Raw genomic sequence first — 14,252 nt, forward strand, 5'->3', positions numbered from 1 at the left:
CGGCGCGCTCTTTGCGCACCTGCTCGACCCAGCGACGCAAAGCCGTAGGGCCGATATCCAAACTGGCGCAAATTTCGGGAACAGGCAGGTTTTGATCAAGCACCATACTGACGGCGTTGAGTTTGAACTCGCTGGAATAGGACTTTCGCATCATCTGCACACCTCAGGTTTGGGCGCCATCATAGCGCCCTATTGATGTGTCCAAATTCATTAGGCCAGTTCAGCTTGCTCGCGAAAGCGGAGTGTCAGCCAATACATGTGTGGCTGATCCACCGCATTCGCGAGCAAGCCCGCTCCCACATTTTGATGGGTGTTCGCCTCAAAACCTACATGCTGCCTTCCACATCATCCAGGCTGAACGTCTCGGTATGGTCGTCATAGGAGAAAATCTCCGCATACCGTCCCCATGCCACCACGCTTTCCAGGGTCTTTTCCACAAAGGCTTCCGTCATCGAATCTTCCAGTTCCTGCTCGAAACGCACCCGTGGCGCCCGGTGGCCGCTGCGCTCAAGCAACACCTGGTGAATACGTGCGGCCAATGGCACGTGGCGGATCAAGTGTTCGGCAAACAGGGTTTTACGCTCCTGGGTGCCGTAGTCGGCGAACAGTTTGCCGGCGTCGGTGAGGGTGATGTCGGCACCCTTGAGTTCGGCGAAGCCCAAATGCTCAAGCATCTCCGCCACCGGGAACAGATCGTCGACTTCCAGCAAGCGCCGTTCGGCCACGGTCGGCAGGCCGGCGTGGCCGTTGTAGGGCTCGGCGGCCAGGGTTTCGATCAAGCCGGCCATCAGGTTGGTGGAGACTTCCGGCAACAGGCTGCCCATTTTCAGCTCAGGCAAACCTCTGCTGGCGTCAGCGCTGCGCCGGTCGGTCATCAGGGCGTAGATGTCGTCGACCATTTGCCGGAAGGTCGGGTCCAGACGGTTTCGCGGGTGGGCAAACGGCACCTTGATCTCGGCCACCACCCGGCCAGGGTTGGACGACAGCACCAGGATGCGGTCGCACATCAGCACCGCTTCTTCGATGTTGTGGGTCACGATCAGGATCGATTTGATCGGTAGTTGCTTGCCGCTCCACAGATCCAGTAGGTCGGTGCGCAGGGTTTCAGCGGTGAGCACGTCCAGCGCCGAGAACGGTTCGTCCATCAGCAGCAGGGTCGGGTTCACCACCAGCCCGCGGGCGAAACCGACGCGTTGGCGCATGCCACCGGACAGTTCGCGCGGGTAGGCGTTTTCAAAACCGTCCAGACCGATCAAGTCGATGGCCGCCAGGGCGCGCCTGCGGGATTCCTTGCGCTCGACCTGCAAGGCTTGCAGGCCGGCCTCGACGTTTTCCAGCACGGTCAGCCACGGGAACAGTGCAAAGGTCTGGAACACCATGGCCACGCCTTCGGCCGGGCCGGTGAGTGGCGCGCCGTTGTAGCGTACTTCGCCCGACGAGGGCTGAATCAGCCCCGCGATGATGCGCAGCAAGGTCGACTTGCCCGAGCCGGAACGGCCGAGCATGCCGACAATCTCGCCTTCGTGCAGGCTCAAGTCCACGCCGCTGAGGACTTGCAGCTCATCTTTACCTTTGCCGAACACCCGGTTCACGTTTTTCAACGAGTAGATTTCCGGGGTGTCGGCGGCATGCTCGGTATAGGTAGTCATCACTGCGAATCCCATCAATTCAGACGAAGTTTGTTTTCAGCCAGGGCGTACATCGGCCGCCAGACCGCGCGGTTGAACGCCACCACGAAGATCGACATCACCACCACGCCCAGGGCAATTTTCGGGAAGTCGCCGGCGGCGGTGGTCTGTGCGATGTAGGCGCCGAGCCCGTGGGCGACTACGTTGTCCTGGCCCCAGGACACGTACTCTGACACGATACTGGCGTTCCAGGCACCGCCCGAGGCGGTAATGGCGCCGGTGACGTAGTACGGGAAAATCCCCGGCAGCATCACTTTGCGCCACCACAACCAGCCGCGAATGCGGAAGTTGGCCGCGGCTTCCTTGAAGTCATTCGGGAACGCGCTGGCGCCGGCGATCACGTTGAACAGGATGTACCACTGGGTGCCCAGCACAATCAGCGGGCTCAGCCAGATATCCGGGTTGAGGTTGTAGTGCAGGATCACGATGACGAACACCGGGAACAGCAGGTTCGCCGGGAATGCCGCGAGGAACTGCGCCAGCGGCTGGATTTTTTCCGCAAGCGCAGGGCGCAAGCCGATCATCACGCCCAACGGCACCCAGATCAGCGAGGCAATCAGGATCAGGCCGACCACCCGCAACAACGTGATCAGCCCCAGCACGAATACATGGCCGACTTCGGCGAGGGTCACTTCGGTGCCGACGTACTGCACGATGTGGTACAGCGCATAAGCGGCCAGCAGCGCGATGAGCGTGCCCCACACCCAGTCGATCACTTTTGACGCCCTTGGTGTTTCTGCCGGCAACGCCTTGAGTGCGCCGCCAGCCAGGCTGAAGCGCTTGTTGCCAATGCGGCTGATGGTGCGGGTGAGCGGCCGCAGGCTGCGCTGGACGATGCGCGTGCGCTGGATCAGGTTCAGCAGCCAGGATTGCGGCGCGGCGCCTTGGGAGGCAGTGGTTTCCATGCGGAACTTGTCGGCCCAGGCCACCAACGGGCGGAACAGGAACTGGTCGTACATCAGGATGACCACAATCATCGCCAGGATCACGTAACCCACGGCGTGCAGGTCTTTTTGGGCAATCGCCAGGGCCAGGTAGGAACCTACACCCGGCAAGGTGATGGTCTTGTCGCCGACGGTAATGGCCTCGGAGGCGACCACGAAAAACCAGCCGCCGGACATGCTCATCATCATGTTCCACACCAGCCCGGGCATGGCGAAGGGTACGTCGAGCTTCCAGAACCGCTGCCAACCGGAAAGCCGCAGGTTGGTCGACACTTCCACCAGGTCATTGGGCAGCATGCGCAGCGACTGGTAGAAGCTGAACGTCATGTTCCAGGCCTGGCTGGTGAAGATCGCAAAGATTGCGGCGAACTCCGCACCGAGCACGCGCCCGGGGAACAGCAGCAGGAAGAACGTCACGGTAAACGAGATGTAGCCCAGTACCGGTACCGATTGCAGGATATCCAGCACGGGCACCAGCAGTTTCTCGGCGCGCCGGCTTTTGGCGGCCAGGGTGCCGTACAACAGGGTGAACACCAGCGCTGCAACCATCGCCGCCAGCATGCGCAGGGTGGTGCGCATCGCGTATTCCGGCAGGTTGGCCGGGTCGAGGGAGATGACTTCACTTTGCAAGGTGGCGATGGGCGCCCAGGTTTCCCGGGCAGTGATGGAGAAAAACAGTAAAAAGCCGATCACCAGGGGCAGGGCGACCAAGTCCCAGCGGTTGGGCAACAAACGCAATGTGGACGCAGGGATGTAGTGACGGAGCACTCTTTTCATAGGCAGTCAGTCCTGCAGCGTTCAGGTTCAGGGGCGTGATGGGAGTGAGCTTAGCTGCTGCACGAATGACCCTACGAGAAGGAAGGGCGCTGTTTTCGCGAGTCAGGGCAACGAGGCGTTGCAGGCGGGATTGTACGTTTCTAAATGTTACAGGCACATAAATTTGCTGTCAGTTTCCTGTACGAACTGCAGCTAGGGCGGTGGCGCCCCAGCTGCTTCTCGGCTGCTATTCAAACCGCAGGATCACCCGACGGTTGTGCTTGCTCTTCTTCTCGATTTTTTCGCAGAACACCCGGCCGATTTCCTCGGTATTGGTCACATGGGTGCCGCCACAGGGCTGTATGTCGATGCCGGCAATTTCGATCACCCTTACTGAGCCTTGGATCACCGGTGGCGCCACCGCCTGGGTGCGGGTGATCTGTAGCAGGGTCGAGTACTCCGAGGCGGGCATCGACAGGGTTTTCACCGCGTGAGCCTGTTCGATCAGGGCATTGAGGTCGCGGGTGATGGTGTCTTTGTCGAGGGTCATTTCCGGCAGGTCGAAATCCAGGCGGCCCTTGTCGGCACCGATGCTGCAACCGGTCACCGGTGCATCGATGATCGAGCACAGCAGGTGCAGGCAGGTGTGCATTTTCATGTGCTGGTAGCGCCGCTCCCAATCCAGGCTGGCGTCCACCTGCATTCCGGCGGCCAGTTGTTCAGGGCACTGTTCGACTTGGTGCCAGATGATCGAGCGCAGCACCGGATCACGCACGGTGCCGGTGATGTCCACGCGGCTGCCGTCGGGCAGGATGAAGTGCCCGGTGTCACCCGGCTGCCCGCCGCCGGTGGGGTAGAACAGCGTGTGCTCCAGGGCGATCCCCTGTTCGCTGACGGCAATCACCCGCGCACTGAACGCATTCTGGTAAGGCGCGCTGTCGAACAGCGCGAGGGTTTCCATGGTGTGCACGGACATGTTCAACCTCCGACGATCAGTGGGCTGGCTTGCAGCAAGCGACGAACCATCGCGCTCAAGCCAGGGGGAGATAGCAGGGTGATTTCAAATTCGGGCCCGGTCACTTTCAGGTTCAGCGGCAGGCGCGGCGGGTAGGCCGTTGTCTCGATATAGCGCAGGCGAAACTGCAAATGGTGGCGTTCCTTGACCGTTGGCTCCAGCAGCAGGCCGGGCAAGGGATGGAAATCGGCGTCGAGCACCATCACCTTTTGGCTTGCATTGACTTCACCCACCACGTGCAGGCGTTCGTCGAGGGCAAACGCACCGAGGTAATTGCTGTGGTCTGACTCATCGTTTTTCTGCAGCTGGATCTGGTTGACCACCTTGACCTTGGTGCCGGCCGGCACGTCCTGGGTGATCACGCAGGACGGGCTGATAAACACGTTGTCGCCGATCAGCACATAACCCAGCACCCGCGCGCCGGAGCCGACCTCCACGTTGTTGCCCAGCCGTGGGTGACGCTTGCCGTCCGGATTGTTGGCGATGCCCCGGGCGCCGAGGGTCACGCCGCAAAGGATGTAGCAGTCGTTGCCGATCTCGCAGGTTTCACCGATGACCGTGCCGTAACCGTGGTCCAGCACAAAGCGTCGGCCGATCCGCGCAGCGGGGTGGATTTCGGCGCCGGACAGAATCTTGCCCTGGTTGCTCAGCTTCAGGGCGATGGTGGAAAACACGCCGTTGTTCGTGTCCGGGAAATTCCACACCAGGTGCGCCAGCCGGTAGTACAGCACGGCCTTGAACGAGGCGTAGGACTCCAGGATCAGTTCACCCCGCCCACGGGACGCCGGGTCGCGCCAGGCATAGGCGATCAGGTCTTCGGCCACCGCCTGGGCCGCCGCCTGGATCAGCGGCGCAAGATGCGCCTCCAGCTGCTTCAACTGCGCAGGCGTAAGCGTGGTGATGAGGTGGGTGAGCAACTCATCGTGCAGCTGTTGCATGTCGATAAAGCCCCCCATGGAGGCACCCCCGCAATAGTTGTTATTCAAAACAGGGCAAATAGCTGTCGGCACTGTCGTAGACCATGGTCAGCACGACGGTGTCGGTGGGCAGTTCCGGCGCCAGCTTGGCGATCGCCACCATGTTGGCGGCCGACGACAGCCCGAGGCTGATGGCGTCGGTGCGCATGATGCGTTTGATCATGTCGAGGCATTCCTGGCGGGACACCTTGAGCATTCCGTCAATGATTGCGACGTTGAGAATGCTCGGGATTAAACCGATCGACAGGCCCTGGATATGGTGCGGCGCGTGGCGGTCGCTGAGCAGGTCGCATTCTTCCGGTTCCACGCCCATCACGCGGATCGCTGGCCAGGTGCTCTTGAGGGTTTCGCCGATGCCGGTGATATGGCCGCCGGTGCCGATGCCGCTAACGAAGTAGTCAACCCGCAGCTCGCCGAAGGCACGGATGATTTCCCGGGCGGTGGTGTCACGGTGGGTCTGTGGGTTGGCGCCGTTGCGCTGCTGGTTGAGCATCACGTAGCTGGGGTTTTCCAACTGCAGCTCCATGCATTTTTCGCCGTGGGAATTGTTGCCCTGGCGGCTGTCCGACAGCACCACTTTGGCGCCGTACAGGCGCAGCAGTTTCTGCTTTTCCGGGCTGTAGTTGTCGGGGATCACCAGCACCACTTTGTAGCCCAGCACGTTGCCGGCCATCACCAGGCCGATGCCGGTGTTGCCGCCACTGGGTTCGATGATGGTTTGCCCGGAGCCGCGAATCAGAATGCCCCGGCGCTCGGCGTCGAGGATCATGCCCAGGGCGATGCGCGCCTTGTGGCTGCCGCCGGGGTTGAGGGATTCCAGCTTGGCGTAGACCTCGATGCCAAGGTCTTCGGAAAACTGTTCCAGACGCACGATGGGCGTTTGGCCAATGGCGTCGAGTATCGAGTTATGCAACATCAAGTAAGAGCCCATGGCCGCTGATCAGTACAAAGGCATGTCGGGTTCGACGTCGCGAACCCAGTGTTTCATGCCACCTTGCAGTACTTTGGTATTGGCGAATCCGGCGGCCAGCAACGTGCTGGCGGCTTGCTCCGCGCGGGTTCCGGCGTAGCAGATGAGGTAGTGCGTGTTGTCGCGGCTGAGGTTGGCAAGTTGCCCGTCGAGCTCGGCCAGCGGGATGTGCACCACCCCCGGCAATTTGCATACTTCCAGCTCACTGGCGTCGCGCACGTCCAGCAGCACGTCGGCCTTGCTGTGGCGTTCGAGCAGTTGCTTGAGCACCCGCGGCTTGATGTAGCGCTCTTCGGCCAGGGACGGTTGGCTTGGCATCGCATCGGCGCAGACGGCGGGTGCGAGGCTTTGGGTGTGGCGCAGCTCGGAACAGCAGGGGCAGTCGGCGCGGCGCTTGAAGCGGATCTCGCTGAACTTCATCGCCAGCGCATCAAAGCGCATCAGCCGGCCCGAGAGCGGTTCGCCAATGCCGATCAACAGCTTGATCGCCTCGGTGGCCTGGATCATCCCGACCACGCCGGGCAATACGCCGATGACCCCGCCGGCGCTGCAGTTGGGCGCCAGTTCCGCCGGCGGTGCCTGGGGAAACAGACAGCGATAGCACGGCCCGCCTTTATAGTTGAGCACGCTGATCTGCCCGTCGAAGCGGTAGATGGCGCCGTACACCAACGGCTTGCCCAATTGCACGCAGGCGTCGTTGACCAGGTAGCGGGTTTCGAAATTGTCGGTGCCGTCGATCACCAGGTCATAGGCGCCCACCAGTTCCAGGGCGTTGTCGGTGTTGAAGGCGGTGTCGTAGGTGTTGATCTGGATGTGGCTGTTGAGGTCCTGCAAGCGCTGCTTGGCGGACTCGACCTTGGGCAGGCCCAAGGTGCTGTTGCCGTGGACGATCTGGCGTTGCAGGTTGCTGCTTTCCACCACGTCGAAATCCACCAGGCCCAGGGTGCCGATGCCGGCCGCCGCCAGGTACAGGCTGATGGGCGAACCGAGGCCGCCGGTGCCGATGATCAGCACCTTGGCTTTCTTAAGGTTCAGTTGGCCTTCGCGGCCTACGCCGGGCAGGGTGATGTGGCGCACGTAGCGCTGCACTTCTTCGTTGCTCAGTTGGTCGACGTCCATGCCGCCGGAGGTGGCCAGCAGTACTTCGATTTTGGCTTTTTCGGGCAACGGGTCGTTGGCGTCGATCAGTTCCTCTTCGGCGGTGAACAGGAAGTGTTCCTTGAGCTGGTTGTTCTCGTAGAGCAGGTGAGCCCGCAATTGCGGGTGCTCAATGCAGAGGTTTTCAATGACTTCGCGCAATGTCGATCCGGCACCCTCGAGGGTCGATGCTGGCAGCTTGGCCACGCGGACCAGGATGTCGGGGAAAGAGACAGCGTTCATGCACAACTCCGTTTGCAGGTCGTTGAAGGGGTTTTGGGCGAAGTGTTTGCCATCCCAGGCAAACAGCTTGGAACCTTGGGTCTTGCCCTGGCGAACATCCACCACCAGGTAACTTACGGGGTAGATCGGCTCGCCCATGAAAAGGGCCTTGTCCTGGTCTTCGTCGCTGAAATATGCGCCGACGTCAGGGTGGGAGTGGTAGATCACCACCACCGGGTTATCACTGCGAAAAGCCTTGTTCATCATCAGCGTGTCGGCCACCGAAAAGGTGTAGCCGTTGGCGGCGCTGCGTGAATACATCTCGGGGTTCTTGCGGTGCAGCTCGTTCTGGATATTGCTGCCCAGGTACACGCTGCCATCGGCGAAAACGAAACCGCAGCATTCCTCGGGGTAGCTGCGGTCGGCGTGGGCGTAAATCTGCTCCAAGGCGCTTGGGCTCAGGACCTTCATCTCAGTTTTTCTTCGCCAGGAGCTTTTCGACGGGCAGCTTGGTGATGGCAAAACCGGCCAGCAGGATCGCCGAATACATCATCAAGTCCTTGGAAATCTGCATGCCTTCGTACCAGGCACCGATGATCACCGCGAACACCGGGAAGATGATGAATACGAAGGACAGAATGATCGGGCTCAGGCGCTTGAGCAGCATGAAATACACGATAAACCCGCCCACCGAGGCCACCAGGCCGAGGTAGAACAGCGCACTCCAGGAACGCAGGGTGATGTCTTCAAAGGTCGGGGTTTCAAAGAAAAGCCCGGCGACAAACAGCATCAGCCCGGCAATGCCGATGGGAAGGGTGTTGTAGGTGATCACGCTGATGGCGCTGCCTTGTTTCTTGGTAATCACGTAGCACAAGGCATGCATGATCGCCGCGGCCAGGATCGCCAGCACCCCGAAGAACTCGGCGTGGTCCAGGTGCAAGCCCTGGCTCTTGATGATCATGTACAGGCTACCGAAACCGATGGCGATACCGACCACTTGCGAGAAGTAGATGCGCTCGCGCAAAAACAACGCAGAGAAAATCAGGATAAACACCGGCATGCAGCTGAACAGCAGCGCGGTAAGGCCGGACGAGACATGCATCTCGCCGTAATTGAGCAGGTAATACGGAACGCTGAAGTAGGACAGCGTCACAAACACGAAGAACCAGCGGCTCTCCCGGGGAAACAGGATCGGCTCGCGGCGCACCCAGGCGAAACACAGGAACAGCGGAAACGCGATCAAAAACCGCAGCCCGGCAGAGGTCAGCGGCGGCACGCTTTCCACGGCGATTTTAATGCCCAGCCAGGTGGTACCCCAGCTCAGACACACGATCAGAAACATGACGCTGGTAATTAGCCCAGCCAACCACTGCTTGTGAGTTTTTGTTTTTTCAGCATTTTCGAGAACGGCGGACATTGGCATCGTGACATTGCTTCCATGAGACCGAATTGACCTCTATATTGAGAGCCTTGATTCGGTGATTGAACCCGTAAAAGCACACTATTAGGGCGAAAGATGGCTGTCAAAACAAATATTGACATGGTGTCAATTATGCGGGAAGGACTCTCCAACGGGCAGGGCGTGAAGTACAAACGCCTGTCCGATGTCATGGAGCGGGGCATTCTTGAAGGCTTGATTGAACCGGGAAGAAAGCTGCCGCCCCATCGGGTGCTTTCCGACAATCTGGGGGTCACCATCGGCACCATCAGCCGCGCCTACGGTGAGCTGGAGCGGCTGGGGTTGGTGGTGGCGCGAGTAGGTGACGGCACCTTCGTGCGCAAGCGTGGGATGGAACGCCAACGGGATGAAGGCTTTCGCAACTTCAGCGACGAGCCGCGGCAATACTTTGATATGAGCCGCAATATGCATATCCCGGGGCAGGAGACCACGTTCCTGGCCCAGAGCTTCCAGACGCTGGCCACCAACGCCAAGTTTTTGCAGGACATCAGTGCCTACACCCCGGATGCCGGGCTGCCGCGCTATCGGGCGGCGGGTGCGCAGTGGCTGGTGCAGCGGGATTTCCACCCGATTCCCGAGCAAGTGATCTGTGTGAACGGCGGCCAGCATGGGCTGCTGTGTGCACTGATGGCGCTGCTACGGGCCGGCGACACGGTGGTCACCGAACAGTTGACCTACCCGGGGCTGATCACCGCCGCGCGGATGCTGGGGATACGCCTGATTGGCCTGGAAATGGATGAAGAAGGGTTGCTGCCCGGGGCGCTGGATGAAGTCTGTCGCAATCATCGGGTTTCGGCGTTGTACTGCACGCCCACCATCCAGAATCCTACGACAGCCGTGCTGTCGGTCGCGCGCCGTGAGGCGCTGGTCAAGGTGTGCCGTGAACACAATCTGCTGATTCTTGAGGACGAGGCCCACGGGGTACTGGTGGAAGACCGTCCGCCGCCCCTGAGTCATTTCGCCCCGGAACGTACGATTCTGATCAGCAGCCTGAGCAAGGCGGTGTCGGCGGGGTTGCGCGTTGGGTACGTGCATGCGCCGCCGGCGCTGGTCAGCCGGATTTCTGCGGCCTTGCGTTCCACCTGCTGGATGGCCACGCCGGTCACCCTGGAACTGGCCACGCAATGGATCGAAAACGGCACCGCAGAACACCTGCTGCACCAGCAGATCCAGGAAATCAGCCGCCGCAAGGCACTGGTTGAAGGGTTGTTGATCGGGTTGGAGTACCGCACTCACCTGAACAGCCCGCACTTCTGGATCGAAGTCCCGGAGCCTTGGCGCGCGTCGGAAATAGAGGCGGAGTTAAAGCAGAACAATTACCTGATCGCGACAGCCGAAGCGTTTGCGGTGGGGCAGACGGCGGTGCCGCAGTTTATCCGGGCGAGTATCTGCAATACGTCGGGAGATGATCAGTTGCTGCTGGACGGGTTTGATGCACTGGCGACGGCGCTGGGGCAGGGTGGGGGACGGTTTCACCTGTGAACCCAACAGTCTGTTTTGAACATGGCCCCTGTGGCGAGGGAGCTTGCTCCCGCTGGGCTGCGAAGCAGCCCCAAGGCCACTCACTAAATACCAGTCGTCTGGTTTGCGACTGCTGCGCAGTCGAGCGGGAGCAAGCTCCCTCGCCACAGAAACTCCCTCGCCACACAAGCAGGTTGGCCAGAGAGCGTATTTACTWAAACCGCCGCTCCACACCTTTCTCCACCAGAATCTTCGCCGAAATCTCTTCCACCGAAAAATGCGTGGAATTGATGTGCGCAATATTCTCCCGGCGGAACAGATTTTCCACTTCCCTCACTTCAAATTCGCACTGCGCATAGCTGGAGTAACGGCTATTGGGCTTGCGCTCGTTACGAATCGCCGTCAGTCGGTCTGGGTCAATGGTCAGCCCGAACAGCTTGTGCTGGTGCGCGCGCAGGGCGCTTGGCAGCGTCAGGTGCTCCATGTCGTCTTCGGTCAGCGGGTAGTTGGCCGCGCGAATCCCGAATTGCATGGCCATATAAAGGCAGGTCGGCGTCTTGCCGCAGCGGGACACGCCTACCAGGATCAAATCAGCCTTGTCGTAGTAGTGGGTGCGGGCACCGTCGTCGTTGTCGAGGGCGAAGTTCACCGCCTCGATCCGCTCCATATAGTTGGAGTTGTGGCCAATGGAGTGAGATTTTCCGACGGAGTATGACGAATGTTCACTTAACTCTTGTTCCAGCGGCGCCAGGAAGGTAGAGAAGATGTCGATCATGAAACCATTGGAGGTGGCGAGGATCTCACGAATGTCCTGATTGACGATGGTGTCGAAAATGATCGGACGAAATCCGTCTTTTTCGGCCGCCAGATTGATTTGTTGTACCATGGCTCGCGCTTTATCCACGCTATCGATATAGGGTCGCGTGAATTTGCTGAAGGTAATGTTTTCGAACTGCGCCAGCAGGCTTTGACCCAGGGTTTCGGCTGTAATGCCGGTGCCGTCGGAGATAAAGAAAGCAGATCGTTTCATTTGAGCCTTGGGCCTTAAGCTGATGACGAATCTTGGATATGATAGGCGCGATTTTGCCGTCCCGCAGTGGGCCGCATTCTCACTTATTTTCCAGGTCCAGGCCACAAACGCCGGTAACTGCTCCTACTGAGCCGCCGGCGTCCTGAGCTTTTCCAACACAGAAAGTGGAGAGATCACCTTGGTAGAGTACGTAGTTTCCCTCGATAAGCTCGGCGTCCATGATGTGGAGCACGTAGGGGGCAAGAACGCATCCCTGGGCGAGATGATCAGTAATCTTGCGGGCGCCGGTGTATCGGTGCCAGGTGGTTTTGCCACCACTGCCCAGGCTTACCGTGATTTCCTCGAGTTGAGCGGCCTCAACGATCAGATCCACGCCGCCCTCGATGCGTTGGACGTCGATGACGTCAACGCCCTGGCCAAGACCGGCGCCCAGATCCGTCAATGGATCATGGAAGCCGAGTTCCCCGAGAAGCTCAACGCCGAGATCCGCACCGCGTTTGCCACGCTGTCGGCCGGTAACCCGGACATGGCCGTCGCCGTGCGCTCCTCGGCTACCGCCGAAGACCTGCCAGACGCTTCCTTTGCCGGCCAGCAAGAAACTTTCCTGAACATCCGCGGCGTGGAAAACGTGATCCGCGCGGCCAAGGAAGTATTTGCTTCCCTCTTTAACGATCGCGCCATTTCCTACCGCGTGCACCAGGGTTTCGACCACAAGCTGGTGGCCCTGTCTGCCGGTGTGCAGCGCATGGTGCGTTCGGAAACCGGCACCGCCGGCGTGATGTTCACCCTGGACACCGAGTCGGGCTTCCGCGACGTGGTGTTCATCACCGGCGCCTACGGCCTCGGCGAAACCGTCGTACAAGGCGCGGTGAACCCGGACGAATTCTACGTCCACAAACACACCCTTGAAGCCGGCCGCCCGGCCATCCTGCGCCGTAACCTCGGCAGCAAGGCTATCAAGATGATCTACGGCGACGAGGCCAAGGCCGGTCGCTCGGTGAAAACCGTTGATGTCGACAAGGCCGAACGCGCGCGTTTCTGCCTGAGCGACGCCGAAGTCAGCGAATTGGCCAAGCAAGCGATGATCATCGAGAAGCACTACAAGTGCCCGATGGACATCGAATGGGCCAAAGATGGCGACGACGGCAAGCTGTACATCGTTCAGGCCCGCCCTGAAACCGTGAAGAGCCGTACTTCGGCAAACGTCATGGAACGCTACCTGTTGAAAGAAACCGGCACCGTGCTGGTGGAAGGCCGTGCCATCGGCCAGCGCATCGGCGCCGGCAAAGTGCGGATCATCAAGGACGTGTCCGAGATGGACAAGGTCCAGCCAGGCGACGTGCTGGTCTCCGACATGACCGACCCGGACTGGGAACCGGTGATGAAACGCGCCAGCGCTATCGTCACCAACCGTGGCGGGCGTACCTGCCACGCGGCGATCATCGCCCGTGAACTGGGGATTCCGGCAGTGGTTGGCTGCGGCAACGCGACCCAACTGTTGAAAGACGGCCAGGGCGTGACCGTATCCTGCGCTGAAGGCGACACTGGCTTTATCTTCGAAGGTGAGCTGGGTTTCGACATCAAGCAAAACTCCATCGACGCCATGCCGGACCTGCCGTTCAAGATCATGATGAACGTCGGCAACCCGGACCGCGCCTTTGATTTCGCGCAGTTGCCGAACGCCGGTGTGGGCCTGGCCCGCCTCGAGTTCATCATCAACCGCATGATCGGCGTGCACCCCAAGGCACTGTTGAACTACGACGGCCTGCCGCTGGACATCAAGGAAAGCGTCGACAAGCGCATCGCCGGCTACAACGACCCGGTGGGCTTCTACGTCGAGAAGCTGGTGGAAGGCATCAGCACCCTGGCGGCGGCGTTCTACCCGAAAAAGGTCATCGTGCGGCTGTCGGACTTCAAGTCCAACGAATACGCGAACCTGATCGGCGGCAAACTCTACGAGCCGGAAGAAGAAAACCCGATGCTGGGCTTCCGTGGTGCCTCGCGTTACATCAGCGAAGCCTTCCGCGACTGCTTCGAACTGGAATGCCGTGCCCTCAAGCGCGTGCGCAACGAGATGGGCCTGACCAACGTCGAAATCATGGTGCCGTTCGTACGCACCCTGGGTGAGGCGAGCCAGGTGGTGGACTTGCTGGCAGAGAACGGCCTGTCCCGTGGCGAGAACGGCCTGCGCGTCATCATGATGTGCGAACTGCCGTCCAACGCCATCCTGGCCGAAGAGTTCCTGGAGTTCTTCGACGGCTTCTCCATTGGCTCCAACGACCTGACCCAGCTGACCCTGGGCCTGGACCGCGACTCGGGGATCATCGCTCACCTGTTCGACGAGCGTAACCCTGCGGTCAAGAAGCTGCTGGCTAACGCTATCCAGGCATGCAACAAGGCTGGCAAGTACATCGGCATCTGCGGCCAAGGCCCTTCCGATCACCCGGACCTGGCCAAATGGCTGATGGAACAGGGCATCGAAAGCGTCTCGCTGAACCCCGATTCCGTACTGGAAACCTGGTTCTTCCTGGCTGAAGGCCAAGCGCCAGCGTAAGGTGTAGCACCCCAAAGTGCCGGTCAATCTTGCGGTTGG

11 protein-coding genes are annotated in these 14,252 nt (G+C 60.3%); 2 read left to right on the forward strand and 9 right to left on the reverse strand.

All coding sequences use genetic code 11. The features are described from left to right. The 8 genes from AU074_RS25945 to AU074_RS25980 all read right to left on the reverse strand — a co-directional run. Positions 1 to 154: transposase (locus tag AU074_RS25945; protein WP_371916661.1), on the reverse strand; the 154-nt coding region annotated here is incomplete at its 3' end. Positions 155 to 326: 172 nt separating this feature from the next. Continuing rightward, positions 327 to 1,649 (reverse strand): AAA-associated domain-containing protein, encoded by a 1,323-nt coding sequence (locus AU074_RS25950; RefSeq protein WP_076017164.1) that lies wholly within the window; start codon positions 1,647 to 1,649, stop codon positions 327 to 329. Between the two features lie 14 nt (positions 1,650 to 1,663). Further along, on the reverse strand, positions 1,664 to 3,409 hold the full coding sequence (locus AU074_RS25955; RefSeq protein WP_076017165.1) for an ABC transporter permease subunit: 1,746 nt from the start codon (positions 3,407 to 3,409) through the stop codon (positions 1,664 to 1,666). A 226-nt stretch (positions 3,410 to 3,635) separates the two neighbouring features. After that, on the reverse strand, positions 3,636 to 4,364 hold the full coding sequence (locus tag AU074_RS25960) for an alanyl-tRNA editing protein (RefSeq protein ID WP_076017166.1): 729 nt from the start codon (positions 4,362 to 4,364) through the stop codon (positions 3,636 to 3,638). Positions 4,365 to 4,366: 2 nt separating this feature from the next. Next, positions 4,367 to 5,359: a serine O-acetyltransferase gene (locus AU074_RS25965; protein WP_076017167.1), complete on the reverse strand. Its 993-nt coding sequence runs from the start codon at positions 5,357 to 5,359 to the stop codon at positions 4,367 to 4,369. A gap of 22 nt (positions 5,360 to 5,381) precedes the next feature. Next, positions 5,382 to 6,296 carry a PLP-dependent cysteine synthase family protein gene (locus AU074_RS25970; RefSeq protein WP_063034033.1) on the reverse strand — a complete coding sequence of 305 codons (915 nt, stop codon included), beginning with the start codon at positions 6,294 to 6,296 and terminating at the stop codon, positions 5,382 to 5,384. Positions 6,297 to 6,320: 24 nt separating this feature from the next. Next, positions 6,321 to 8,180: a molybdopterin-synthase adenylyltransferase MoeB gene (moeB, locus tag AU074_RS25975; protein ID WP_076017168.1), complete on the reverse strand. Its 1,860-nt coding sequence runs from the start codon at positions 8,178 to 8,180 to the stop codon at positions 6,321 to 6,323. 1 nt (position 8,181) lies between these two features. Beyond that, complete coding sequence (locus AU074_RS25980; RefSeq protein WP_173860409.1) at positions 8,182 to 9,075, reverse strand: DMT family transporter; 894 nt, start codon at positions 9,073 to 9,075, stop codon at positions 8,182 to 8,184. 150 nt (positions 9,076 to 9,225) lie between these two features. Here AU074_RS25980 and AU074_RS25985 point away from each other — a divergent pair, with 150 nt between their 5' ends. Continuing rightward, entirely contained in the window at positions 9,226 to 10,650 is a 1,425-nt protein-coding gene (locus AU074_RS25985; protein ID WP_017479080.1) for a PLP-dependent aminotransferase family protein, read from the forward strand. A gap of 190 nt (positions 10,651 to 10,840) precedes the next feature. On the opposite strand, the gene AU074_RS25990 is transcribed toward AU074_RS25985, so the two are convergent. Further along, a complete protein-coding gene (locus tag AU074_RS25990) occupies positions 10,841 to 11,659 on the reverse strand; it encodes a pyruvate, water dikinase regulatory protein (RefSeq protein WP_076017170.1) in 819 nt (272 codons plus the stop codon). A 178-nt stretch (positions 11,660 to 11,837) separates the two neighbouring features. Between AU074_RS25990 and ppsA the strand changes: the two genes are divergently transcribed. Further along, positions 11,838 to 14,213, forward strand: a complete 2,376-nt coding sequence (gene ppsA / locus AU074_RS25995) for a phosphoenolpyruvate synthase (protein WP_076017171.1) — start codon at positions 11,838 to 11,840, stop codon at positions 14,211 to 14,213. The last annotated feature ends 39 nt before the right edge of the window (positions 14,214 to 14,252 follow it).

Source organism: Pseudomonas sp. ATCC PTA-122608, from assembly GCF_001952855.1.
Lineage (GTDB): Bacteria > Pseudomonadota > Gammaproteobacteria > Pseudomonadales > Pseudomonadaceae > Aquipseudomonas.

Coding starts and splice junctions, on each gene's coding strand:
- AU074_RS25950 (WP_076017164.1), bottom strand. CDS start 1,649: ATGACTACCTATACCGAGCATGCCGCCGACACCCCGGAAATCTACTCG.
- AU074_RS25955 (WP_076017165.1), bottom strand. CDS start 3,409: ATGAAAAGAGTGCTCCGTCACTACATCCCTGCGTCCACATTGCGTTTG.
- AU074_RS25960 (WP_076017166.1), bottom strand. CDS start 4,364: ATGTCCGTGCACACCATGGAAACCCTCGCGCTGTTCGACAGCGCGCCT.
- AU074_RS25965 (WP_076017167.1), bottom strand. CDS start 5,359: ATGGGGGGCTTTATCGACATGCAACAGCTGCACGATGAGTTGCTCACC.
- AU074_RS25970 (WP_063034033.1), bottom strand. CDS start 6,296: ATGTTGCATAACTCGATACTCGACGCCATTGGCCAAACGCCCATCGTG.
- moeB (WP_076017168.1), bottom strand. CDS start 8,180: ATGAAGGTCCTGAGCCCAAGCGCCTTGGAGCAGATTTACGCCCACGCC.
- AU074_RS25985 (WP_017479080.1), top strand. CDS start 9,226: ATGGCTGTCAAAACAAATATTGACATGGTGTCAATTATGCGGGAAGGA.